Raw genomic sequence first — 24,846 nt, 5'->3', positions numbered from 1 at the left:
TACCGCGCGTCCGGCACCGCGCGTCCGGCACCGCGCGTCCGGCACCGCGCGTCCGGCACCGCGCGTCCGGCACCGCGCGTCCGGCACCGCGCGTCCGGCACCGCGCGTCCGGGGGCGGATCCGTCCTGGTCGCGGGGTGGGGCGCGGGCTGCCGTAAGCTCTTGCGGGGCTTGTTCCCGCCGACGGCGGGAACACCACGCTTGTCCGCGAGGTGGAGGAAGGGCGCAGTGGCTGCTGAGGTGGAGATCGGCCGGGGCAAGAGCGGCCGGCGGGCGTACGCCTTCGACGACATCGGCATCGTCCCGTCGCGCCGCACGCGCGACCCCGAGGAGGTCAGCGTCGCCTGGCAGATCGACGCCTACCGGTTCGAGATGCCGCTGGTCGTCGCGCCGATGGACAGCGTGGTCAGCCCCGCCGTCGCGATCGCGATGGGCCGGATGGACGGCCTCGCCGTGCTCGACCTCGAAGGCCTGTGGACCCGCTACGAGGACCCCGAGCCGCTGCTCGCCGAGATCACCGAGCTGGACGACGCCCGCGCCACGCAGCGGCTCCAGGAGATCTACACGGCGCCGATCCAGGAGGAGCTGATCGGCCGCCGGATCCAGGAGATCCGCGACGCCGGCGTCACCGTCGCCGCGCGGCTGTCCCCGCAGCGCACCGCGCAGTTCCACAAGGCCGTCATCGACGCGGGCGTCGACCTGTTCGTCATCCGCGGCACCACCGTGTCCGCCGAGCACGTGTCAGGGCGCGCCGAACCGCTGAACCTCAAGCAGTTCATCTACGACCTCGACGTCCCCGTCATCGTCGGCGGCTGCTCCACCTACACCGCGGCGCTGCACCTGATGCGCACCGGCGCCGCCGGAGTCCTCGTCGGGTTCGGCGGCGGCTCCGGGCACACCACCCGGACCGTCCTCGGCGTCGCCGTCCCGATGGCCACCGCGGTCGCGGACGTCGCCGCCGCCCGCCGCGACTACATGGACGAGTCCGGCGGACGGTACGTGCACGTCATCGCCGACGGCGGCATGACCAACAGCGGCGACATCGCCAAGGCGTTCGCCTGCGGGTCCGACGCCGTCATGGTCGGCTCTCCGTTCGCCCGGTCCAGCGAGGCGCCCGGCCGCGGCTACCACTGGGGCAGCGAGGCCCACCACGGGGACGTGCCGCGCGGCACCCGCCTGCACCTCGGCACGATCGGCTCGCTCGAGCAGATCCTGCACGGCCCCTCGCACGTCGCGGACGGCTCCATGAACCTGATCGGGGCGCTGCGCCGCGCGATGGCGACGTCGGGTTACACGGAGTTGAAGGAGTTCCAGCGGGTACAGGTCGTGGTGGCGCCGCGCCGGTCCACCGACTGAGAGCGACCCCACGCCGAATCGGGCGTCTCGAGGGTGGACCCGTCCCTACTGTTGGGTAGGTACTGCTCGTAAACGAACCGATCTGGGGGGAATCGCGATGACGGGATCACCTGTGACCGGCCTCGGCAGCTCACGGCTCGGCCCGGCCGAACGGGCCGCCGCGCTCGACCGGATGGGCCGCGAGGAATTCGACGTCGTGGTCGTGGGCGGCGGGATCGTCGGGGCCGGTGCGGCACTGGACGCGGCGACCCGCGGCCTCACCGTCGCGGTCGTCGAGGCGCGCGACTTCGCGTCCGGGACGTCGTCCCGGTCGTCCAAGCTGATCCACGGCGGGCTGCGCTACCTGGAGCAGTACAACTTCGACCTGGTCCGCGAGGCGCTCACCGAACGCAGCCTGCTGCTGCAACAGATCGCGCCGCACCTGGTGCGTCCCGTCCCGTTCCTGCTGCCGACCACCCACCACGTGTGGGAACGCGCGTACTTCGGTGCCGGCGTCGCGCTCTACGACCTGCTGTCGCTGCAGATGGGCATGTCGCGCGGCGTCCCGCATCACCGGCACCTGACGCGCCGCGGCGCGCTGCGGCTCGCGCCGTCCCTGCGCAAGGACGCCTTCACCGGCGCCATCCAGTACTGGGACGCGCAGGTCGACGACGCCCGCTACGTCATGACCGTGCTGCGGACCGCCGCCGAGTACGGCGCGCAGATCGCGTCCCGCACCCAGGTCCTCGGCTTCCTGCGCGAGGGCGAGCGCGTCACCGGGCTGCGCATCCGCGACCTGGAGGGCAACACCACCAGCGAGGTCCGCGCGAAGCAGGTCGTCAACGCCACCGGCGTCTGGACCGACGACATCCAGGAGCTCGTCGGCGGACGCGGCCAGATCCACGTGAAGGCGTCCAAGGGCATCCACCTCGTCGTCCCGAAGGACCGCATCCACTCCTCGACCGGGATCATCCTGCGCACCGAGAAGTCCGTGCTGTTCGTCATCCCATGGGGACGGCACTGGATCATCGGCACCACCGACACCGCCTGGGACCTCGACAAGGCTCACCCCGCCGCGTCCAAGGCCGACATCGAGTACGTCCTCGACCACGTCAACGCCGTCCTGAACACCCCGCTCACCCACGACGACGTCGAGGGCGTCTACGCGGGCCTGCGGCCGCTGCTCACCGGCGAGACCGACGAGACGTCGAAGCTGTCCCGCGAGCACGTCGTCGCCCACCCCGTCCCCGGCCTCGTCCTGGTCGCGGGCGGCAAGTACACGACGTACCGCGTCATGGCCAAGGACGCGATCGACGCCGTCGCCCACGGCCTCGACGGCAAGATCCCCGAGTCCTGCACCGACCGCGTCCCGCTCGTCGGCGGCGACGGCTTCCAGGCCATGTGGAACGCCCGCCACCGTCTCGCCGCCCGCTCCGGCGTGCACGTCGCCCGTGTCGAGCACCTCCTGCGCCGCTACGGCACCCTCACCGACGACCTCCTCGAACTCATCTCCGACAAGCCCGACCTCGGCAAGCCGCTGACCGGCGCGGACGACTACCTGCGCGCCGAGGTCGTCTACGCCGCCAGCCACGAGGGCGCCCGGCACATCAACGACGTCCTCGCCCGCCGCACCCGCATCTCGATCGAGACGTGGGACCGCGGCGTGGGCGTCGCCCAGGAGGCCGCCGACCTCCTCGCCCCGGTCCTCGGCTGGTCGAAGAAGCAGCGCGACCGCGAGATCGAGTACTACCGGAAGCGCGTCGAAGCCGAACGCGCCTCCCAGACCCAGGACGACGACCAGGAAGCCGACGCCAGCCGCCGAGGCGCCCCCGACATCGTCCCCACGGCCATCTGACAGCCCCGCCCGGGCACTGCAAACGACCGCAACTCAACCGCACCCGCTTGCAGTGCCCCAGCGGCCGCCCCTTCGCCGTCACCCGCCACCGCCCGCGCCCACAGGCCCTCGGAGTGCCAACTCCTCGCCCGCCGCACCCACAAAGGCCACCAACCAAAGGCCCCAGACGGGACGCCTGTCCACCACGTTGGCCGACCGCGCCAACCGATACCGCTGACTGAGCACAACCGGCCGTTTGCCGGCCCGCCCGCCCAGCCCAAGTCAGGCGGGCTGACAATCCGCACGCCTGCCCCGCCAGCGCACCCGCTGCTGGACATCGAGAACGCAAAATCCGCCCGCCCCAGCACCGCAACGAAAGACAAGCCGAGAGGCCCGCCGTCCGTCCGCGCTGTCCGTCCGCGCTGTCCGTCCGCGCTGTCCGTCCGCGCTGTCCGTCCGCGCTGTCCGTCCGCGCTGTCCGTCCGCGCTGTCCGTCCGCGCTGGCTGGGCACCGCCGCCCGCCTGTGCCGCCCGTCCACGCGACTGAGCTACCCGGGCCGCGGCGCTACCCGGGCCGCGGCGCTACCCGGGCCGCGGCGCTACCAGGACGCGGATGACGCGCTGACCGGACGGTTGACCGACCGAGTTGGCTGGCCGGGTGGCCGTCCGCGCCCAGGGGCAGCTGCCCTGGCTGGCGGGGCTGGCGGGGCTGATTGGTGTGCATGGGGAGCGCTGCCCGGCTTGGACCGACCGCGCTGGCTGCGCGGTCGGTCGGGCTGGGCGGTGGTCGGGCGGGCTGGGTGAGCGGGCCAGCCCGCCCGGCCGCACCGGGGTGGATGGGGGCCTAGCTGGCTGCTCGGCCCAGCATTAGGTCGATGCCGGTCGAATAGAGGTCGGCGGGGACGCGGTCGGGGTCGAGCAGGTGTTGGAAAGCCAGGCCGAAGTCCAGGGCCATCGCCAGAGCCGCGCGTTCGGACGGGGCGATGCCGTCCACGTCGCGCAACTCGCTCGCCAGGTGGGCGCGGCGCTCGGCGTACCAGTCGGCGATCCGCCAGCCCGCCGCGTAGTCCCGCATGCCGTACAGCCAGAACTCGACCAGCAGGAGCGCTAGCCTGCGGGCGGGGTCGTCGGAGCCATCGCGCGAGGCGTTGCGGCCCGTGCGCTCGGCGTCGTCGCGTGACTGGTCGGCGGACCGCAACTCGTCGCAGACGTCGGTGCCGAGCCGGTCGCTGGTGAAGCGTTCGAGCAGGGCCAGCAGCAGATCCGTCTTGCCGGCGAAGTTGGAGTACACCGCTCCCTTGGTGAGCCCTGCCGCGGCGGCGATGTCGTCGAGCGACGCACCGTGGATGCCGCGCTCCGCCCATAGGCGTTCCGCGGCCGACAACAGGGCGGTCCGTGTCTGCTCCCGGCGCTCCTGCCGCGCGTTCAGGTGGCGCGCTCGCCCGGTCCCGCGGGCGGGCTGCCGGTCCTGGTCGGCGTCTCGCTGGAGTGTTCGCGGTTCGGTGGCCACGGAACCGCCGCCGAAGCCGGGAGGCGGTGTTCCGCCGGGCATGCCCGGCGGCCTTCCGTTCTCCGGCTCGCCCGCCCTGGCGGCGGGGACGGTGGTGCGCGGGGACGTACCGTTGCCGAGCTCGCCGGGGCGGGTCGTCGTGGCGAGCGCTCCTCCGCCGGCGGGGCCGTCCGGGAGCGTGGCCGTGCCGGCGGTGGTCTCTGTGGGGGGTGCGGACGGGGTCGTGCTGCCGCCGCTGGGCGGGCGCGGGGAGCGGGGGTCGCTCGCGTCCGTCGGGTCACCCTCGGGCCGTAGGTCGCCGTGGGCGTCGTTCATGTGCTGTTCCCTCCGCTGCCATGGCGCGCGTCCACGGCGCTCCTGACGCGCGGCAGCGGACGTCCTGGAGCGGCGGGATGGGCGCCGGATTCTCCTCCTGTTCTCGGAATACACCGGTCGGACGCGGTCAGTCCCGGAGTTGCGCAACTCCGCCGGGCTTGGAACGGTCCGTTCGGTGGACGGTTGTCACTGCCGGACGGAGAAACCCAAGGAAGGTGGGGCATTTCACGGCAAGTGCCCTGTTACCTGCGGGTAGCCAAAAATGGCCGGGGGGTCATACCCTGCCTGCATGGCATCCCCGACGGTCCCTGCCAAAGGCGAGGCAGAGCACAAGCTCCCGCAGTCCCTGATCGACCGGCTGGCCTCCCATGTCGCTTCGGGCGGCGTCGAGACGGTGACGATCCCCAGCCCGTTCACGGGCGAGCCGCTCGCGACGGTCCCGGTCACCGGGGCCGACGAGGTCCAGGCCGCCTACGAGCGGGCCCGTGAGGCGCAGCGCGCGTGGGCCGCGCTGCCGGTGAGCGAGCGCGTCAAGCCGTTCCTGCGGCTGTCGGACGCGCTGGTCGACCGGCGAGAAGAGATCCTGGACATCATCCAGCTCGAGACCGGCAAGGCCCGCCGCCACGCGATGGAGGAATTCCTCGACGTGGCGCTCTGCTCGCTCTACTACGCCCGCCGCGCCGCGAAGCTGCTGAAGCCGCGCCGCAGGCAGGGCATGATGCCGGGGCTCACCCGCGTGCAGGAGCTGCGGCACCCCAAGGGTGTCGTCGCGCTGATCTCTCCGTGGAACTACCCGTTCGCGCTCGGCGCCAGCGACATCGCGCCCGCGATCATGGCGGGCAACGCGGTGATCCACAAGCCCGACACCCAGACGTGCCTGTCCAGCCTGTGGGTGCTGGACCTGCTGGTCGCGCTGGGGCTGCCGCGCGACGTGTGGCAGATCGTCGTCGGCGACCCGGGCGAGATCGGCGACCCGCTGATCGACAACGCCGACTACGTGTCGTTCACCGGCTCCACCCGCGGCGGCAAGGCGATCGCCGAGCGCGTCGCCCCTCGGCTGGTGTCGTACTCGCTGGAGCTCGGCGGCAAGAACCCGATGATCGTGATGGCGGACGCCGACGTCGAGCGGACCGCGCGCGGCGCCATCCGCGCGTGCTTCACCAACGCCGGTCAGCTGTGCATCTCGATCGAGCGGATGTACGTCCACGAGGACATCTACGACCGCTTCGTCCCGCGCCTCGTCGAGCTGGTCAAGGGCATGAAGCTCGGCACCGGCCTCGACTTCGAGGCCGAGATGGGCTCGCTGACCTACCAGCGCCAGCTCGACGCGGTGACGCGGCACGTCGACCAGGCCGTCAAGGAGGGCGCGACCGTCCTCGCCGGCGGCAAGGCCCGCCCCGACGTCGGCCCGCTGTTCTACGAGCCGACGCTCCTCGCCGACGTCAACGGCGACATGGACCTGTGCGCCAGCGAGACGTTCGGCCCGGTCGTCGCGATCTACAAGTACCGGGACGAGGACGAGGTCGTCGCCCGCGCCAACGACACCGCCTACGGGCTGAACGCCTCGGTGTGGACGAAGAACCCCGCGCGGGCCCGCCGGCTCGCCGCCAGGATCCAGGCGGGCACCGTCAACATCAACGACGGGTACGGCGCCGCCTACGCCTCCTACGACTCGCCGATGGGCGGGATGAAGCAGTCCGGCGTGGGCCGCCGCCACGGCGCCGAGGGCATGCTGAAGTTCACCGAGGTGCAGACCGTCGCGAGCCAGCACATCATGGACCTCGAGCCGCCCGGCTCCATCGGCTACGACAAGTTCGCCGACGTCATGGCCACCGGCATCAAGCTGATGAAGAAGCTGCGGATCAAGTAAGGATGGCCGTGAAGCACGACTTCGACGTGCTCGTCGTCGGGTCAGGGTTCGGCGGCAGTGTCTCGGCGCTGCGGCTGACCGAGAAGGGGTACAAGGTCGGCGTGATCGAGGCGGGTCGCCGCTTCGACACGGACCCCTCCGCGGCACCCGGCGCCCGGTACCCCGCACTGCCGAAGACGAACTGGCGCGTCTCCCGCTACCTGTGGGCGCCCGCGCTCGGCCTCACCGGGATGCAGCGGCTGCACCTGATCCGCGGTGCGAAGTCCAGCCGGGTCCTGGTCATGGCCGGCGCGGGCGTCGGCGGCGGATCGCTCAACTACGCCAACACCCTGTACGTCCCGCCCGAGCCGTTCTTCCGGGACCGGCAGTGGGCGCACATCACCGACTGGCAGGACGAGCTCGCCCCCTACTACGACCAGGCCAAGCGGATGCTGGGCGTCGTGGAGAATCCGACCACGACCGAGGCGGACAAGGTCATGAAGAAGGTCGCCGACCGGATGGGCGCGGGCGGCACCTTCGTCAAGACCCCGGTGGGGGTCTACTTCGGTCGTGGTGCGGGCATCGAGAGCGGCGACCCGTTCTTCGGCGGCGTGGGCCCCCGCCGCCGCGGCTGCATGGAATGCGGCGAGTGCATGGTGGGCTGCCGCCACGGCGCGAAGAACATGCTCACCGAGAACTACCTGTACCTCGCCGAGAAGGCCGGTGCCCGGGTGATGCCGCTCAGCCGCGTGACCTCGGTGAAGCCGCTGCCGGCAGGCGGCTACGCCGTCGAGATCGTGCGGACCGGGTCGTTCGGGCGCAACCGCAAGACGCTCACCGCCGAGCAGGTGGTGTTCGCGGCCGGCACCTACGGCACGCAGAAGCTGCTGCACAAGCTCAAGAGCACCGGGCTGCTCCCGCGCCTGTCCGAGCGGCTCGGCGTGCTGACCCGTACCAACTCCGAGGCCATCCTCGGCGGCGGCCGCGGCAACGGCACGCCCGGCCCGGACTTCTCCAAGGGCGTGGCGATCACCTCCTCCTTCCATCCGACTCCCGAGACCCACATCGAGCCCGTCCGCTACGGCCGCGGGTCCAACCTCCTCGCCGGGCTGCAGACCCTGCTGATCGACGGGGACCGGCCCGGCGAGCGACACACCCCCCGGATCCTGAAGTTCGCGCGCGAGGCGGTGCGCCGCCCCCGTGACCTGATTCAGCTCTTCGACGTGCGGCACTGGTCGGAGCGGACGGTGATCGCGCTGGTCATGCAGTCCCGGGACAACTCGATCACACTCCGCCCGAAGAAGGGCCCGTTCGGCTGGGACGTCCGCGCGTCCGCGGGGCACGGGGAGCCGAACCCCACCTGGATCCCCGAGGGGCACCAGGCGACCCGGCTGATCGGCGAGGAGATCGGCGGGATCGCCGGCGGCACCTGGGGCGATCTGTTCGACATCCCGATGACCGCGCACTTCCTCGGTGGCTGCGCCATCGGCGACTCCGCCGAATCCGGCGTCATCGACGCTTACCACCGGGTGTACGGGCACCTCGGCCTGCACATCGTGGACGGCTCGGCGGTCTCCGCCAACCTCGGCGTCAACCCGTCCCTCACGATCACCGCGCAGGCCGAACGCGCGATGTCCCTCTGGCCCAACCGGGGCGAGGCCGACACCCGCCCCGAGCTGGGCGACACCTATCGAAGAATCACCCCCGTCCTTCCTAAGAACCCCGTCGTCCCCATCGATGCTCCAGCGGCACTCCACCTTCCTATTGCTGAGATCACCTGACCGGTTCACGTTCCGGTTCGTCCCCGCCTTCGAACCGGGACGCGGCCGGCTTGTCCTGGCAGGCCCACCGCGTCCCATGCTCACGCAGCGCTCACGGCCGGGGAAGTAGAACGTCATTCTGTGGATAACTCCGCCCGACGTGGCCAGGAGGCGCTGCCCGGCGTCCGCCCAGACCGAATGTCCCCCAAGCCGCGCCCCGGGTCGCGGGCGCGTGCGGAGCGACGCTGAGTGCGGCGGCGATGAGCGTCGGCGACGAGCGTCGCGGTGCTGGCGCCGCAGTGCTGGAGACCAGACTGCGGAAATCGGGCTGCAGTGACCGGGATGTGGGAGGCCGTGGTGTCTCTGGGGGGTTGGGGCGGCCGTGGTGTGGGGGCCGGGCTGCAGAGGCCGGGCGGCGCGGGGCTGTGGTGCTCACCCGCTTGTGGGTCATTGGCTAGAGCCGTCATCACGGCGGTAGGCAAAGCTGTCGCGCCGAACCCCCCGTGAGAGGGAGTTCGCACCTTCGCTCAGTCGTCCCTAAGGCGAGGGTGAGGCCGCCACCTGTGTCGTCTGGCGAAGTCGTTTCTGGCGACGCGCTTGGGCTGCAGGCGGACTGGAAGGGATGGCGCTGGGGCTTGCCCTTAGTACGCGTCTGACGTTGCGCAAGGGGCGGGCCCGGCGCCGGAGGGGGTGGGTCTCCGGCGCCGGGACGGGCTGGGTCAGGCGCGGTAGGCGGCCCATTGGTCGCGCATGCGCTGGGTCTGGCCCGGCGTAAACTCGTACATGCAGGAGTCGTAGCTGTAGTCCATGAAGTTGTGGATCGGGTCCAGTCCGGACGAGGAGCAGGTGTCACGGCCTGTGGGGCACCCCGAGGCGGGGCTCTGCTCGGCGGGGGTGTCGGACACCCGGTCGCCCTGGCCGCTGCAGCCGCCCTGGAACGTGTGGTACAGGCCCATCCAGTGGCCGACCTCATGGGTCGCCGTGTCGCCCTCGTTGTAGTTGGTGAGCGATCCGCCGGGGACGCTCTGGTAGTGGATGACGACGCCGTCCATCTTGGGCTTGGATCGGTAGTCGCTGGGGAATGTGGCCCAGCCGAGGAGGCTGTCGCCCAGGTCTGCGGTGTAGAGGTTGAGGTCCTGGGCGTTGCCGGTGTGCAGAGCGTTCTTCATGGCCGTCTCGTTGCCCTCGGGGTCGGAGAACCATGCCGCGTTGTTCGTCCGTTTGATGGAGGCGAGGGTGAAGGCGACGCCGCTCGACGCGTAGGCGGCGTTGAGGACGCTGAGCTGCTTGTTGAGCGTCGCGTCGGATAGCGAGCCCGTGCTTCCGCTGGTGATGACCTGGAAGTGCACTCGTACGGTCATCGAGGCGGCGGCTGCCTTGAGGTGGCCGGACGCGGCGAGCTGCCCGAGACGGTTGTGGAAGTCCTTCTCCATCGCCGCGACCTTGGCGGCGCCGGGCTGGTGCCGTTCGGTGGCCTGGGAGCCGGCACGGACGCGAGCCTGCGCGGCGGCCGTCTCAGAACTGCACTTCGCACCCGGGACGGGAGCGGACAGGGCGGGGGCGGCCGCGGGCGCGTACGCAGTGAACGCGGCGAGCATCCCGATGGCGGTGGCGATTCCAGCGCGTTTCATGGAACTCCTTGGGGGCGGCGCGCCCGGTGGGGGGCGCGCGGGGAGCGGAGTCATCGCTGGAACCAGGGTGATTGCCGACAAGGGACGCGTCTTTGGCAAACCTGGACGAATAGGGACGGAAAATGCTGAATGCGGCGCCGTAGCGCGAGCGCCGGAATGTCAGACCGGCGGGATAACGTGGCCGCCGGATCGTCGAGCCGCCGGCGTGCGCACCGGAATGTCGGACGGGCGGCGTAGCGTCATCACATGGACGCCGGGAACGAGGCCGAGCGGATCTTGGGCGAGCTGCGCGCCCAGGCCGATCCGGTGCGAGCCGACAGCGAGAAGCGCTACCTGAAGAGCGACCTCGCGCACATCGGAGTGCCCGTCCCGGCGCTGCGGAAGATCGCTCTCTCGGCGGTCAGGGTGCGGCCCGCGCGAGACGAGCTGCTCGGGCTCGTGGACGCGCTGTGGACGGCGACGGACGACGGTCGTCCTGTCCACGAGGCCCGCATGGCGGCCGTGGAAGTGCTGGCCAAGCGAGTCGAGCTGCTCGAACCCGGCGACCTGGCCGTGGCCGAGCGCCTCATTCGCGACTCGGAGAGCTGGGCGCAGGTCGACCATCTCGCCGAGAAAGTCGTCGGCCGCTTGATCGTCCGCTACCCGGAACTGGCGGCGGTGCTGGACGCGTGGGTCCGCGATCCCTACATGTGGATCCGGCGCACGTCGCTCCTGGCGCTGCTGCCTGGCGTCCGCACTGGAACCCCCGACTTGGACCGGCTCACGAGGTACGGAGACGTCCTCATAGACGAGAAGGAGTTCTTCATACGGAAAGCATTGGGGTGGGTGCTACGAGAGCTGTCGAAGAAGGATCCCGCATGGGTGACGGCATGGGTGGAGCGGCACATGGCCGACGTCTCCGGCGTCACGTTCCGCGAGGCCGTCCGCCGCCTGCCGACCCCCGACGCCGACCGGCTGCTCACCGCTTACAAAACCCGCTGATTCCTCGCCTAGCCGCACCGCCCTGCGCGCTCGCCTGCGCCCGTAATGTCCGTCCGACGTGGCTGTTCGCCTTCCCCCCACGTGTACGACTCCCGCGGCACAGCCCCTGCAAAGTGGTCCCCAAGCAGCACGGCCTGCGAGATGAACACGCCGCCCAACCATGTGCCAGCCCAGCGGTTCAGCACCTGGTGCAGCCCAGGCGCACAGCCCAGCCAGGCAACACGACTCCAGTTCAAGCATCCTCCGGCAGTCCGACCGAGGAGCACGCCCATGCAGCACGACACACTGTGCGGGGCTGTGCGGCGGGAGTCGCTGGGTGGGGGTGTGTGGAGGGTGTCGTGCTGTTTGCGCGTTCGTGTTGCTGCTGCGTGGGTGTTGCTCGTTGGCGGTGCTGGGCTGCCTTGCGGCCCCGCACCGCCGGAGTCGGCCGTGGGGGTGGTGCTCCACCGCGCGCTAGTGGGCAGGGTTGCCGCGGTCGCGCTTTGCCCTTCGACGAGGCGCGGCGCTGCGGCGCTGTGAGGGCGTGTTAGACGGCCGTGCTGTTGGGTGGCTGTCTTGCGGGTCTGAGCTGGGAGGGCTGTCCTGTCTGCGTGCTTAGCGGCTGTGCTTGATGGGCTATCGGGCCTGCGCTGCAGGGCGGCTGATTGCTGATGCTTTGTGGGCGTGGGTGGCGTTGTGTGGGTGGTTTGTTGCGTGGCGGGGCTTGGGGTGCGCTTGCGTGGTGGGTTCGGTGCTGGGGTGGGGTTAGCGGCGGTAGGCGGCCCAGACTTTGTGCATGCGGGCGCCCTGGCCGGCGGTGAAGGAGGTCATGCAGGTGTCGTAGCTGTAGTCCATGAAGTTGTGGACGGGGTCGTTGCCGGGCGCGGGGCAGGTGTCCTTGCCGGACGGGCAGCCGTTGGTGGGGTCGCGCTCGGCCGGGGTGTCGGAGACCCGGTCGCCCTTGCCGCCGCAGCCGTCCTGGAACGTGTGGTAGAGCCCGAGCCAGTGGCCGACCTCGTGGGTGGCGCTGAAGCCGCGGTTGAAGTTGTCGATGGGGCCGCCCGGCATGCTGCCGTAGTGGATGGTGACGCCGTCCATCTTGGGCTCGGACTTGTACTTCCACGGGAAGGTGGACCAGCCGAGCAGGTCGCCGCCGATGCGGGCGCTGTAGAGGTTCAGCGTGCCCTTGCCGCCCTTGCGGAGCTTCGGCTTGTAGGTGCCCTCGTAGCGCTCCGGCTCGTTGAACCAGGATGCCTTGTCGGTGCGGCTGATCTGCTTCAGGTGGAAGGTCACGCGGGTGTTGGCGCCGCCGTAACGGCCGCCGTAGGACGCGTTCAGCACGCTGATCTGCCGCTTGACCACGGAGGTGGGGACGTTGCCGGTGGAGCCGTCGTGCAGCACGTGGAAGTACACCGGGACGCTGATCTTGCCGGCGGCGCGCAGGTCGGTCGGGGTGGACTGGTCGTCCGGCCGGTCCATGGCGCCGAGGCCGAGGTTCTTCAGAGCCCGGCCGAGGCGCTGCTCGACGTTCGCGGACTCCGAAGGAGTGAGGGCGTTGCGCTCCCGCACGTGCGCGTCGGGCCGCCGGAGCCGGGCGTTCGACGGTGCGGCGCAGGAGTTCGGGGCGGCGGCCTGCGGCGCGTCGGGGTGTGCTCGCCCGGCCGTGGCGCTCGCGCCGGCCGGACCGGTCGGTACGGCGGGGACGAGGGCGGCGATGAGGGCGGCGGCGGCGAGCAGCTTCACGACACTCCTAGGGAGGACGCTGAATGCGTACGGACAGCGACTGGACACAGGGCGTTATCAAGACGTATCAGAGAGAAGTCCTGCTGCGCGTGTGATCAAGGTAAACGGATGCCGACCGTTTTCGGCCAGTCGCCCAATGTGACCGGCGTGACCCGGGCGCGCGCATCGGCCCTGGATGCGGCCCCGTAGACTGGAGTTCTTTCCAGGCCCGTGCGAAAGGCGTTGTTGGTGGCCGTAGACCAGTCCTTTGACACCGTTCTCGTCGTCGACTTCGGTGCGCAGTACGCGCAGCTGATCGCGCGGCGGGTCCGTGAGTGCCATGTGTTCAGCGAGATCGTGCCGTCCACCATGCCGGCGGCGGAGATGCTCGCCAAGCGGCCGAAGGCGATCATCCTGTCGGGCGGGCCGGCGTCGGTGTACGAGCAGGGCGCGCCGGCGGCGCCGGACGGCCTTTTCGAGCTGGGCGTGCCGACGCTCGGGATCTGCTACGGCCACCAGGTGATGGCGCAGGCGCTCGGCGGGACGGTGGAGAACTCCGACGTCGCCGAGTACGGCGGCGCGACGGTCGCCGTGACCTCGCCGGGGATGCTGTTCGCCGGGCTGCCGAACGAGCAGGCGGTGTGGATGTCGCACCGTGACTTCGTCCGGGAGGCGCCCGCCGGGTTCACGGTCACGGCGAGCACGGACGTGACGCCGGTCGCCGGCATGGAGGACCGGGCGCGCGGCTTCTTCGGCGTGCAGTTCCACCCGGAGGTGCTCCACACCGAGAACGGCATGGAGATCTTGCGGCGGTTCCTCTACGAGGGCGCGGGCTGCCGGCCTAGCTGGACGATGGTGAACATCGCCGACGAGTCGATCGAGGCGGTCCGGGAGCGGGTCGGTGGCAAGCGGGCGATCTGCGCGCTGTCCGGCGGCGTCGACTCGGCGGTGGCCGCGGCGCTCGTCCAGCGCGCCATCGGTGACCAGCTGACCTGCGTGTTCGTCGACCACGGCCTGCTGCGCAAGGGCGAGCCGGAGCAGGTCGAGAAGGACTTCGTCGCGGCCACCGGGGTGAACCTGCACGTCGTGGACGCGCAGGACCGCTTCCTCGCCGCCCTGGACGGGGTGAGCGACCCGGAGGAGAAGCGGAAGATCATCGGCCGCGAGTTCATCCGGGTGTTCGAGGAGGCCGCGCGGGAGATCGTCGGCGAGGACGCTGCGGAACCCGTCGAGTTCCTCGTCCAGGGCACGCTCTACCCGGACGTCGTGGAGTCCGGCGGCGGCACCGGCGCGGCGAACATCAAGTCGCACCACAACGTCGGCGGGCTGCCGGAGGACCTGCAGTTCAAGCTGGTGGAGCCGCTGCGGACGCTGTTCAAGGACGAGGTGCGGGCGCTCGGCGAGCAGCTCGGCCTGCCGTCGGAGATCGTCTGGCGGCAGCCGTTCCCCGGCCCCGGCCTCGGCATCCGGATCATCGGCGCGGTGACCCGCGACCGGCTGGACATCCTGCGCGACGCGGACGCGATCGCCCGCGAGGAGCTGACCCGCGCGGGACTGGACCGCGACATCTGGCAGTTCCCGGTGGTGCTCCTCGCCGACGTCCGGTCCGTGGGCGTCCAGGGTGACAGCCGGACGTACGGCCACCCGATCGTGCTGCGCCCCGTGACCAGCGAGGACGCGATGACGGCCGACTGGGCGAAGCTCCCGTACGACCTGCTGCAGAAGATCTCGACGCGGATCACCAACGAGGTCCGCGAGGTCAACCGCGTCGCCGTGGACATCACGTCCAAGCCGCCGGGCACCATCGAGTGGGAGTGACCCCGTGCGCCTCCCAGCGCCCTGTGACTCTGTGGTCCCGTGGCCTCTTCCTCGTGACTGCTTGACAACGTGACGCTGAGGCCCCGTGATGCTGTGGCGGCGTGGCGGCGTGGCGGCGTGGCGGCGTGGCGGCGTGGCCTTTGATGCTGTGACGGTCTGGCGTTGCTGGCGCGTGGGAGCGTGATGCTGCGGCGCCGTGACGGTGTGCTCGCGTGACGGTGCACTCGCGTGGCGGTGTACTCGCATGACGGTGTACTCGCGGGGTGGCGTGCTCGCGTGCTTGGCGTGGTGGCGTGACGGTGTGGGCTCGTGGCGTGTGACTTCGTGGCGCGTGCGCAGGGGTGCTGTGCCAGCGTGATGGCGTGCCCGCGGGGCGCCGTGACTGTGTGGCCTCGTGGCGCAGTGTTGTGGTCGCGTGAGGCGCGGAGGGAACGGTCGTCGGCGTTGCGTGGGGCGGGAGCGTCGGCCCTCTGAGCGGCGGCCGGTGCCGGCGGCTGCGCACCCGGTGGAAAGACTCGCCTGTGCGGTCGGCTCTGTGTGGCTTGCGGGTGGGTGCGCCTTCTGTGTCCGGGGCGGCAGTGCGTGTGCGGGCGGTTGTGCCGCTTGCGTGATAGGGGCGAGTGGCTGTGCGTTCTGGGGGTGGTGGTAGTGCCTCTGGGGGCGGTTGTGCGGCCTGCGCGTTTGGCGGTAGCAGAGTGCGGGCTGTGGGGCGGTTGGTTGGGCTCGTGTGGGGAAGCGTGAGGCCCGGATGCGGGTGCATCCGGGCCTCATGTTTTGGGCAGGGGGTCAGACCGTGGCGGGGGCCAGGGCGGCTTCGGCGTCGAGGGTCGCGGCGGTCGCGTTCACGACGGCGGCGATCCGCAGGGCCTCCTGGACGAGCTCGCGCGACAGGCCGGCCTCGCGGACGACCTTCTCGTGCGACTCCAGGCACCGGCCGCAGCCGTTGATGGCGGACACGGCGAGGCACCAGAGCTCGAAGTCGACCTTGTCCACGCCGGGCTTGCCGATGATCGACATGCGGAGCTTGGCGGGCAGGGTCGCGTACGTCTCGTCGCCGATCAGGTGCGTGGCGCGGTAGTACACGTTGTTCATCGCCATGATCGACGCGGCGCCCTTGGCGGCCTCGAAGGCCTCGGCGGACAGGTAGTCGCCGGCGTCCTCGGCGAGCTCGCGGATGACGGTGGCGCTCCGGGTGGCGAGGGCGCAGGCCAGCACGGTGCCCCACAGCTGCTGCTCGGAGAGCTGCGAGGTGGAGGTCAGCGAGCCGAGGTTGAGCTTGGTGTCCTTGGCGTAGCCCGGGAGGGCGCCCTTCAGCGCGTCAACGCTCATGATCTTGAGTCCTTTCGTGCGGACGGCCGGCCGCGCGGGTGCGACCGGCCGTCGGGACCGGGGCGGGCCGCCGCGGCGCGTCGGAGGCGCCGTGGCGGGCCGGCCGGCGGGGTGAGGCGGTGGATCAGGCGCCGGCCATCAGCTTGGCGGCGTCGAGGGTGTCCTCGCCCTTGTTCCAGTTGCAGGGGCACAGCTCGTCGCTCTGCAGGGCGTCGAGGACCCGCAGGACCTCCTTGACGTTGCGGCCGACGGAGCCCGCGGTCACCATGGAGAACTGGATCTCGTTGTTCGGGTCGACGATGAAGGTCGCCCGCTGAGCGACGCCGTCCTCGGTGAGGATGCCGAGGGCCTCGCACAGCTCGCGCTTGAGGTCCGACAGCATCGGGAACGGGATCTCGCGCAGGTCCGGGTGGTCCTTGCGCCAGGCGAAGTGGACGAACTCGTTGTCGACGGACGCGCCGAGCACCTGGGCGTCGCGGTCGGCGAAGTCCTCGTTGAGGCGGCCGAACTCGGCGATCTCGGTCGGACAGACGAAGGTGAAGTCCTTGGGCCAGAAGAACACGACGCGCCACTTGCCCTCGTAGGACTTGTGGTTGATCGTCTCGAAGGCGTTGTCCGGGTCCAGCGAGACGCAGGCGGTCAGCTCATACTCCGGGAACTGGTCACCGACAGTAAGCACGCATGCTCCTTTTGTCACGAGAAAAGGCGCGCCTCTCGCGCGGGAGAGGCGTGGGAAGGCCGCGGCGGCGAGGGTGCCGTCCGGCGGCTGATGTCACTCAGCGTGCCGTACCGGCAGGTGAAAGAGAAATCGATCTATCGCAACGGATTGATAGGAGCTTCCTATTGGATCTCGGCGAACCCCCTCGGACCGGCACAAAGGCCCTCTCGGAGGGTGGCGATGAGGGCCGCAGGTTGATGGAGATCACATCTGTGCCTCGAATGCCCGACACGCTCCGTAGTGGAGGAGTGTAGAGGATCTCCGGATCGTCCTGGTCTGTCGGGGGCCCGAACCGCGGTCAGGATGCGGGGGCGGCTTCGAGGTGCGCCTTGAGGCGGCCGAGGGTGGTGGCGATGTTGCGCGTGTTGTGCGCGGGGCGGTCGATGGTGCCGGTCAGCGCGATGGCGAACGGGATGAGCCACAGCGGGACGCGCAGCCAGTTCGTCTCGGTGACGGTGCAGCCCTGGCCGTCCTCCGTGGGCGCGATGTCGTACTGCCAGCGGGAGATCGGCAGCCCGAGCGGGGCGTCGACGTCGTAGGCGAACCGCTCGTTCTCGCGGGCGGCGATGACGGTGCAGTTGGTGAACCAGCGGCGGCGGCCCTTGCGGTTGTAGCCGCGGAAGCGGGCGCCGACGGCGGCCCGGGCGGGACGGCCGAGCCAGCGGGCGCGGTACGCCTCCTCCGCGAAGGTGATCATGACGGGCGGGTCGCTGACGATCCGGTAGACCGCGGCGGGGGAGGCGTTCACGGTGATCCGGCCCGTGGCGATGGGCTGCTCGAACGGCATGGGGGCCCCTGGTGTCCGGCGAATGTAATCGCCGATTACATCAGCGCCGCGCGGCACCGTCAACGCCCCGCCGCGGGCGGCCGGAAGGCCGGGCGCCCGGGTGGCCGGGCGGCCCGGCCGGGCGGCCCGGCCGGGATCAGGCTTGGCCGATGCCCTTCCCGAACGTGTCGAGGACCTGTTCGGCCAGCTCACCGGCGTGCTCGGCGGGCAGGAAGCCGTCGACGACCATCTGGGACAGCCCGTAGACCAGGGCATGCGCCGCGAGGATCACCAGCTGCGGGTCGCCCGCGCGCAGCGTGCCGGCGTTCTGCCCGGCCGCGATGAGATCGGTCACCTGCCGCTCGATCGCCCGCATCCCCTCGCGGATCTCCGGCGCCGGGTCCGCGGTGTAGACGGTGGTGCGCAGCAGCTCGAACCGGTGCGGGTGCCGCGCGGCGTACCGGACGAAGGCGTGCCCGAATGTCCACATGGCCGGACGGTCCGGGCGGGCGTCCGCGAGCGCCGCGCGCTGCCACTCGCCGAAGTCCTCCAGGATGCGTCCCGCGACGGCCGTGAGCAGGGCGTCCCGGTCGGCGAAGTGCCGGAACGGGGCGCCCGCGGAGACGCCGGCCCGCCGCGCCGCCTCGCGCACCGAGACGTGCGCCACGCCGCCCTCGTCCAGCAGGTCGAGGGCGGTCGCGGTCAGCGCGGCGCGCAGCGAGCCGTGGTGATAGCCCGGGCGCCGGGCGGGATCGTCGGACACCCGGGCTTGATACCACAGCGGCCGTGTCACCGGCGGCGGGCGGGACGGGTCACCAGGCGAGGTCGTCGTAGTCGGCGGCACGGCTCAGCCAGGTGAAGGCGCCGCCGTCGACGCGTCCGGGGCGGCCGTCGACGAGCTGCAGGAAGTGCTCGCCGGAGCCGTCGGCCTTGACGAAGAAGGAGTCGCCCGGCAGCGGGACGGCCCGTCCGGTGGGCCGCCCGTCCGCCGCCGACAGCGTCGCGAGGACGTAGGAGGCGTCGTCGTCCCGGCCGTGCTTGGCGCCCTGGATCTGGGCCGTCGCGGTCCGCCCGTCGGGGTTGAGGACGAAGACGTTGATCAGCCCGTTCACCCGCGTCCCGGTGATCTCGGCGGGACGCAGCACGCGGGAGGACAGCAGGTCGGCGCCGGGCCGGCGGGTGTCGAGCAGCCGCAGCACCGCCTGCCCGGACGGGCTCGCGGGGGTCTGGATGAAGCCGAGGGTGCGGTCGTCGGGCGCCCAGGTGGCGCTGGTGACGGTCCCGGCGGCGGGGGCGGTCCAGGTCCGGTGGCCGCCGGTGCGGACGTCGACGACGACGGCCTCGGGGCGTCCGCCGGCGGTGCCGACGACGGCGAGCCGGGTGCCGTCGGGGCTGGCGGCGAGGTTCTCGGGCTTGCCGAATCCCGTGTCGAGCCGGACGGTCCCGCCGGGGACCGGTTGCGGCGCCGACGGGGTGCCGTTGGCGGCGAGGGTGAGCCGGTAGAAGGCGTAGGTGTCGTCGCCGCCGGCCTTACCGGCGAGGAAGAAGGTCCGCCCGTCGCCCGTCGCGGCGACCGCCTCGTAGCGGCCGCTCAGTGCCGCCGCCTTCGTGAGTTCCTGACCGGTGGCGTTCTCGACGACCGCGCTCCCGTCGCGGATCGCCACGACGTAGCGGGGCCCGTCCCCGCCCGCGGCGGCGCCGCCGTGCACGGTGCGCGGGATCACGCCGCCCAGCGCCGCGCCGCCGACGACGACGGCGGCCAGCCCGGCCGCGACGGCGACGGGCGCGGTCCAGGGCCGGCGCCGCCGCCGGGCCGGGACGGTGAGCGGTGCGAGCGAGCCGTCCGGGATGCTCTCGGCGGCCGCGCCGAACGCGTCGCGGAGCCGCTCCTCGGTCCTGGTCATGCTTCCTCCCCGAGCAGGTCGGCGAGCGCCGCGAGCGCCCGCGAGACGGTGGACCGGACCGTGCCGACGCCGATGCCCATGATCTCGGCGATCTCGCGCTCGTCCAGGTCCAGGTAGTAGCGGAGCACCAGCGCCTCGCGGCGGCGCGGCGGCAGGCGCCGCAGCGCGAGGAAGACCTCGCGCCGCTCCTCGCCGAGCATGGCCGCCGACTCGGCGGACCACACCGGCGGCTCGTGCGTGCGTCCCGCCCGGAACGCCAGCTTGCGCCGGCGCAGCACGGTGCGGCACTTGTTGACCACGGCGGCGCGGGCGTACGGCAGCATCCGGTCGTGGTCGGTGAGACGGTCGATCCTGCGGTACAGGTCGATGAAGGCGTCCTGCACGACGTCCTCGGCGGTGGCCCTGTCCCCGACGATCATCAGGGCGGTGCGGGCCAGGCCGAGCTGGTGCTCGCGGAACAGGGCCACCAGGGCGGCGGTGCCCGCGGCGCGATGGTCCGCCTCGGGGGCGTCCGCCTCGGGGACGGCGCCGGCCGTGCGGCGGGGGTGGCGCATGTTCGCCACTATGTCGGTTTCCACGTCTCTTACACTCACGGGCCGCCCGTCCGTTGCCCGGTGCGGCGGAAGTGATGGTCCGGGGCTCCTGCGCCCGCCGGGTATCGTGAGGCCGCGGTCATCAATCGATGATGGGTTGATAGGAGACGGTTATCAGCAGGCCGACGGTGTCGCAGCTCCGGGCGTTCCTCGCGCTGGCCGAGCATCTGCACTTCCGGGACGCGGCCGCCGCGCTGCGGATGAGCCAGCCCGCGCTGTCGGGCTCCGTGGCCGCGCTGGAGGAGAGCCTCGACACCCGCCTCGTCGAGCGGACGACCCGGCGGGTGCTGCTGACACCGGCCGGCGAGCGGGTCGCGCGGCGCGCCGAGATCGTGCTGGCGGAGCTGGACCGGCTGGTCGAGGAGGTCAGGGCGGTGCGCGGGCCGCTGGTCGGGCCGCTGCGCGTCGGGGTGATCCCGACGGTCGCGCCCTACCTGCTGCCGGTGGTGCTGCCGCGGCTCGCCAAAGAGTTCCCCGACCTCGAGCTGTCGGTGCACGAGGAGCAGACCGACCACATCGTCGCGGAGCTGATGGCCGGGCGGCTCGACGTGGTGCTGCTCGCGCTGCCCGCACCCGTCCAGGGCGTCACCGAGCTGCCCCTCTACGACGAGGACTTCGTGCTGGTCACCCCAGCGTCGTTCGACCTGGACGCCGAGGGCGTGCCCCGCGACGCGCTGAACGAGCTGGACGTGATCCTGCTGAACGAGGGGCACTGCCTGCGCGACCAGGCGCTGGACGTGTGCCGGGAGGTGGGCGCGCGGGCGCCGTCGGCGACGTACGCGACGAGCCTGGCGACGCTCGTCCAGCTGGTGTCGGGCGGGCTCGGCGTGACGCTGGTCCCGGAGACGGCGCTGCCGGTGGAGACGCGGCGGGCGCCGAACCTGGCGCTGCACCGGTTCGCGGACCCGGCGCCGTTCCGGCGGATCGGGCTGGGGTTCCGGTCGACGTCGCCGCGGGCGGAGGAGTTCGAGGCCCTGGCGGCGGGCGTCCGCGCGGCGATCGCGGAGCTCGGCCCGGAATGCCGGGTCAGGACGCGGTAAAGGGACGGCAGGGCGGGTCAAGTCTGCGTCAGGGGACGGCCTGGCAATAGCGATCCGCGTTCGTGTGATCACTTCGTGTCACCATGCTCGGTGTGGCGGGGTTTCCGCTCTCGCTCGGCGGCGGCTCCCGTCCAACCGACCTACTGGCATGAGCGAAGCGAACCGGGGGGTGCGGGGGTTCGGCCCCCCGTCCCTAGGAGGCCGCATGTCCCCGAAGCTCAGCGTCGTCGTCCCGTTCCACAACACCGAGGAGTATCTGCGCGCGTGCCTGGAGTCGATCGCCGGGCAGTCGTTGCGCGACCTCGAAGTGATCATGGTGGACGACGGGTCGGACGACAACGGAGCGGTGATCGCCAAGGAGATGTGCGACCGCGATCCGCGGTTCCGGCTGCTGACGCGCGACAACGAGGGGCCGGGCCCGTCCCGGAACGCGGGGGTGCGGCTGGCGAAGGGGGAGTACCTGGCGTTCGCCGACGCCGACGACGTGGTGGAACGGGACGCCTACAGCAGGATGGTCGGCTCGCTGGAGCGCACCGGGTCGGACATGGCGTCCGGGAACGTCGAGCGGATGGACGTCGACCGGACGTGGCAGTCGGTGTTGCACAGCGGTGTTTTCACCGAGACCCGCACGAGGACGCATGTGTCGTCGCATGGGCTGCTGATCCGCGACCGTACGCCGTGGAACAAGGTGTACCGGCGCTCGTTCTGGGATCGTGCGGAACTGGAATTTCCCCCTGGCTTCTATGAGGACCCGCCGGTGACGGCGCGCGCGCACGCGCTGGCCGAGTCCGTGGACGTGCTGAGCGACACCGTCTACTACTGGCGCAAGCGGCCGGGATCCATCACCGAGGACCGCTACGACTGGGACAACCTCTGCCAGCGCCTGCGTTCCGCGCGCGTGGTGCGGGAAGGGCTGGCGTCCTACGCGCCGCAGCTCGTCGCCACGTACGACGAGCACGTGCTCATCGACATCGAGTTGCGCGTCGTCCTCGACGCCCTCCCCAGGACCGACGACGAGAACCGCGAGGAGCTCGTCGCCATGGGCGCGGCCCTCGCGGACGGCGTGAACCCGCGCGTCATCAAGAAGCTCCCCTCCATGACGCGGCTGCAGCTGCACCTGCTGTGCCGCAAGAAGCTTCCCGAGCTGATGGACGTGCTCCGGTTCGTCCAGCTCGGCAAGCACAACGACACCGCGCGGGTGCGGCGCGGGCTGCGGCACCGCTGGTACGCCGAGTACCCGTTCTTCGAGGACGAGGAGTGCGGCGTCCCGCTGCACGTGTACGACGTGACCGACGAGCTGAAGCCGGCGGCGGCGATCGACCGGGCGACCTGGGTCGGCGGGCGGCTGCGGCTCGAAGGGCACGCCTACATCCGGCACCTGGACTCCTCCAGCGAGGACGGCTCCCGGATCCGGCTGTGGCTGCTCGCGTCCAACCGGCGCGGGCTGATGCGGGTGCCGATCCGGCGGGTGCGGCGGCCGGACGTGACGGCGCGAACGAAGCAGTCCGTGGTGTCCTACGACTGGTCGGGGTTCGTCGCGGAGATCGACCCGGCCGCGCTGCGGATCTTCGGCCGCTGGCGGGACGTCGACTGGATCCCGTGCGTGGAGATCGTCAACCGGGGGCTGCGGCGGCGCCGGACGTTCGCCAATCCGCGGCTGAGCGCCCGGCAGTGGCCGGACGACCGGGAGTGCGCGCCGGGCGTGATGGTGCAGGGCGTCGCGGCCAAGCGCCGGTTCGTCGTGCAGGTGCGCCGGACCGAGGCGACGGTGGCCGGGTCGCACGTCGAGGGCGACGAGCTGTGGCTGGACGGCTGGAGCCGCACGCCGCTTGACGCGGACGCGCGGGTCACCGCGGTGCCGAAGGCGGGGCGCGCCACCGTGGTGGGCCTGGTCGAGCCCGCCGAGGGCGCGGCGGACGGCTGGTACGGGTTCCGCGCGAAGCTGCCGGTCGGCGCGCTGGCGCGGCATCTCGGCGACTGGGAGATCACCCTGCCCGGCGGCGTCCGCCCGTACCTGGAGGAGGACGCGGCGGGCGCGGTCTACCCGGCGCCCTGCGGGGAGCTGGAGGTCGCGCGGACGCGGCGCAGCCAGGTCCGGGTCGTCGCGCGCGGCAGCGCACCCGCGGTGGACCGGGTGTCGTGGTCGCCCGACGGGCTGCTGCGACTATCGGGGACCTGCGTCGACCCGGCGAGCCGTCCGGAGGCGCTGGTTCTGCGGCGGCGCCGTTCCTGCGAGGAGCACACCGTCGCGCTGCGCTGGGAGAGCGACCGGTTCACCGCGAAGTTCGCGCCGGAGCGGATGCCGGTGCTGGGGCTGTCGCGGCCGCTGGTGTCCGGCCGCTGGGACGTGTTCGCGCCGCTCGGCGAGACGGAGCGGCCGGTGGTCGTCCGCCGGCACGCCCTGCGGAACCTGCCGGAGCCGACCGAGACGGGCCTGCACCGCGTCGACGTCCGCGTCTACAAGACCGACCAGCTCCAACTCCTCATCCAGACGGCCCTCGACGACGACGAGCGCGGCCCCTACGCGCAGGCGAGGATCCGGTCCGGGCACTACAGGCGGCACCTGAACCTGCCCGTGCGGGACCTGGCCGTGTTCGACGCGTACAAGGGACGCCAGTACGCCTGCAACCCGCGCGGCATCTACGACGAGCTCCGCCGTAGGGAACTGGACATCGACTGCGTGTGGGTCACGGAGAACGGCCAGTTCGGCAAGCCCGCCGGTGCGCGTACTGTCCTGGCCGGTTCCCGCGAGCACTACGAGGCGCTCGCAAGGGCGCGCTTCGTGTTCGGTAACTGGTCGCAGCAGGAGTGGTTCACCAAGCGCGAGGACCAGACGTACGTGCAGTGCTGGCACGGTACGCCGCTGAAGAAGCTCGGCTACGACGTCAAGAAGATGCCCTACAAGCGGACCGAAGGCATGGACTGGATGCAGCACGACGTCCCGCAGTGGGACGTGCTGCTCTCGCAGAACGCGTTCTCCGTGCCGCTGTTCCGGCGCGCGTTCGGCTACCAGGGCGAGATCCTGGAGAGCGGCTACCCGCGCAACGACATCCTGTGCAGCCCGCACCGCGACGAGATAGCGACGGCGGTACGGCGGCGCCTCGGCATCCCCGACGGCAAGCGGGTCGTGCTGTACGCGCCGACGTGGCGGGACGACTTCCACTTCGCCATCGGCAAGCGGGCGTTCCGCCTCGAACTCGACGTCGAGCGGTTCCGCAAGGCCCTGGGCCGCGACCACGTCCTGCTGCTCCGCACCCACTACCTGGTGACGGACCGGCCGAAGTGGCGGCCCGGCGACTGCGTCATGGACGTGTCGGTCTACCCCGACATCTCCGAGCTGTTCCTGATCAGCGACGTGCTCGTCACCGACTACTCCTCGGCGATGTTCGACTTCGCCGTCACCGGCCGGCCGATGCTGTTCTACACCTACGACCTGGAGCGCTACCGCGACCACGTGCGCGGCTTCTACTTCGACTTCGACGCCGAGGCGCCCGGGCCGCTGCTGCGCACGTCCAAGCAGGTCGTGGAGGCGCTCGCCGAGCCGGCGGCGATCGAGTCCGGGTACCGCGGCGCGCGCGCGGCGTTCGCCGCCCGGTACTGCCCGCACGACGACGGCCGGGCCGCCGCCCGCGTCCTCGACCGCGTGCTCTGACGTCCGCGCGGCGCCGTCCCGAGCGGCGCCGCGCGGATCCGGCGCGCCGCGGCGCCGTCCCGAGCGGCACCCGCGCACCACCACGCTCACCACCGTTCCTCACCACCGTGC

17 protein-coding genes are annotated in these 24,846 nt (G+C 71.6%); 8 read left to right on the top strand and 9 right to left on the bottom strand.

The genetic code is table 11. The features are described 5' to 3' along the window. The first annotated feature begins 239 nt into the window (after nt 1-239). Nucleotides 240-1,355 (top strand): GuaB3 family IMP dehydrogenase-related protein, encoded by a 1,116-nt coding sequence (locus tag AB0C78_RS14325; protein WP_360747064.1) that lies wholly within the window; start codon nt 240-242, stop codon nt 1,353-1,355. Between the two features lie 97 nt (nt 1,356-1,452). Further along, nucleotides 1,453-3,189 (top strand): glycerol-3-phosphate dehydrogenase, encoded by a 1,737-nt coding sequence (glpD, locus tag AB0C78_RS14320; protein ID WP_151545007.1) that lies wholly within the window; start codon nt 1,453-1,455, stop codon nt 3,187-3,189. Between the two features lie 823 nt (nt 3,190-4,012). Here the strand turns inward: glpD and AB0C78_RS14315 are convergent. Next, nucleotides 4,013-4,993 (bottom strand): TetR family transcriptional regulator, encoded by a 981-nt coding sequence (locus AB0C78_RS14315; protein WP_360746920.1) that lies wholly within the window; start codon nt 4,991-4,993, stop codon nt 4,013-4,015. 289 nt (nt 4,994-5,282) lie between these two features. Between AB0C78_RS14315 and AB0C78_RS14310 the strand changes: the two genes are divergently transcribed. Further along, a complete protein-coding gene (locus AB0C78_RS14310) occupies nt 5,283-6,863 on the top strand; it encodes a succinic semialdehyde dehydrogenase (RefSeq protein WP_360746917.1) in 1,581 nt (526 codons plus the stop codon). A 2-nt stretch (nt 6,864-6,865) separates the two neighbouring features. Beyond that, complete coding sequence (locus AB0C78_RS14305) at nt 6,866-8,623, top strand: GMC family oxidoreductase (protein WP_360746914.1); 1,758 nt, start codon at nt 6,866-6,868, stop codon at nt 8,621-8,623. 698 nt (nt 8,624-9,321) lie between these two features. Here AB0C78_RS14305 and AB0C78_RS14300 read toward each other — a convergent pair. Continuing rightward, complete coding sequence (locus tag AB0C78_RS14300; protein ID WP_360746912.1) at nt 9,322-10,233, bottom strand: zinc metalloprotease; 912 nt, start codon at nt 10,231-10,233, stop codon at nt 9,322-9,324. Between the two features lie 246 nt (nt 10,234-10,479). On the opposite strand from AB0C78_RS14300, the gene AB0C78_RS14295 reads away from it, so the two are divergent. Then, nucleotides 10,480-11,214, top strand: a complete 735-nt coding sequence (locus AB0C78_RS14295) for a DNA alkylation repair protein (RefSeq protein ID WP_360746910.1) — start codon at nt 10,480-10,482, stop codon at nt 11,212-11,214. A 744-nt stretch (nt 11,215-11,958) separates the two neighbouring features. Here AB0C78_RS14295 and AB0C78_RS14290 read toward each other — a convergent pair. Then, nucleotides 11,959-12,936: a zinc metalloprotease gene (locus AB0C78_RS14290; protein WP_360746907.1), complete on the bottom strand. Its 978-nt coding sequence runs from the start codon at nt 12,934-12,936 to the stop codon at nt 11,959-11,961. A 228-nt stretch (nt 12,937-13,164) separates the two neighbouring features. On the opposite strand from AB0C78_RS14290, the gene guaA reads away from it, so the two are divergent. After that, entirely contained in the window at nt 13,165-14,733 is a 1,569-nt protein-coding gene (guaA, locus tag AB0C78_RS14285) for a glutamine-hydrolyzing GMP synthase (protein WP_360746904.1), read from the top strand. Nucleotides 14,734-15,519: 786 nt separating this feature from the next. Here guaA and AB0C78_RS14280 read toward each other — a convergent pair. The 6 genes from AB0C78_RS14280 to AB0C78_RS14255 all read right to left on the bottom strand — a co-directional run bounded on the left by AB0C78_RS14280 (nt 15,520) and on the right by AB0C78_RS14255 (nt 20,028). After that, nucleotides 15,520-16,062: a carboxymuconolactone decarboxylase family protein gene (locus AB0C78_RS14280; RefSeq protein ID WP_151545002.1), complete on the bottom strand. Its 543-nt coding sequence runs from the start codon at nt 16,060-16,062 to the stop codon at nt 15,520-15,522. Between the two features lie 124 nt (nt 16,063-16,186). Next, complete coding sequence (locus tag AB0C78_RS14275) at nt 16,187-16,741, bottom strand: peroxiredoxin (protein WP_151545925.1); 555 nt, start codon at nt 16,739-16,741, stop codon at nt 16,187-16,189. Between the two features lie 337 nt (nt 16,742-17,078). Further along, nucleotides 17,079-17,567, bottom strand: coding sequence for an SRPBCC family protein (locus tag AB0C78_RS14270; protein WP_360746901.1), 489 nt, complete (start codon nt 17,565-17,567; stop codon nt 17,079-17,081). Nucleotides 17,568-17,703: 136 nt separating this feature from the next. Further along, nucleotides 17,704-18,309 (bottom strand): TetR/AcrR family transcriptional regulator, encoded by a 606-nt coding sequence (locus tag AB0C78_RS14265; RefSeq protein WP_360746898.1) that lies wholly within the window; start codon nt 18,307-18,309, stop codon nt 17,704-17,706. A gap of 49 nt (nt 18,310-18,358) precedes the next feature. Continuing rightward, nucleotides 18,359-19,450, bottom strand: a complete 1,092-nt coding sequence (locus AB0C78_RS14260; protein WP_360746895.1) for a hypothetical protein — start codon at nt 19,448-19,450, stop codon at nt 18,359-18,361. Then, complete coding sequence (locus AB0C78_RS14255) at nt 19,447-20,028, bottom strand: SigE family RNA polymerase sigma factor (protein ID WP_360746892.1); 582 nt, start codon at nt 20,026-20,028, stop codon at nt 19,447-19,449. The genes AB0C78_RS14260 and AB0C78_RS14255 overlap by 4 nt, the downstream gene beginning before the upstream one ends. Before the next feature lie 143 nt (nt 20,029-20,171). Here AB0C78_RS14255 and AB0C78_RS14250 point away from each other — a divergent pair, with 143 nt between their 5' ends. Together AB0C78_RS14250 and AB0C78_RS14245 are read left to right on the top strand one after the other, a co-directional pair. Further along, the gene (locus AB0C78_RS14250) at nt 20,172-21,083 is read left to right on the top strand and encodes a LysR substrate-binding domain-containing protein (RefSeq protein WP_360746889.1); all 912 of its coding nucleotides are present in this window, start codon (nt 20,172-20,174) and stop codon (nt 21,081-21,083) included. A gap of 205 nt (nt 21,084-21,288) precedes the next feature. Beyond that, nucleotides 21,289-24,735: a CDP-glycerol glycerophosphotransferase family protein gene (locus tag AB0C78_RS14245; RefSeq protein ID WP_360746886.1), complete on the top strand. Its 3,447-nt coding sequence runs from the start codon at nt 21,289-21,291 to the stop codon at nt 24,733-24,735. Nucleotides 24,736-24,846 lie beyond the last annotated feature (111 nt).

It is taken from the genome of Actinomadura sp. NPDC048394 (genome assembly GCF_040651755.1).
GTDB lineage: Bacteria > Actinomycetota > Actinomycetes > Streptosporangiales > Streptosporangiaceae > Spirillospora > Spirillospora montaniterrae.
The sequence above is the reverse complement of the archived record's forward strand: the minus strand, read 5'-3'. Positions and strand labels throughout refer to the sequence as shown.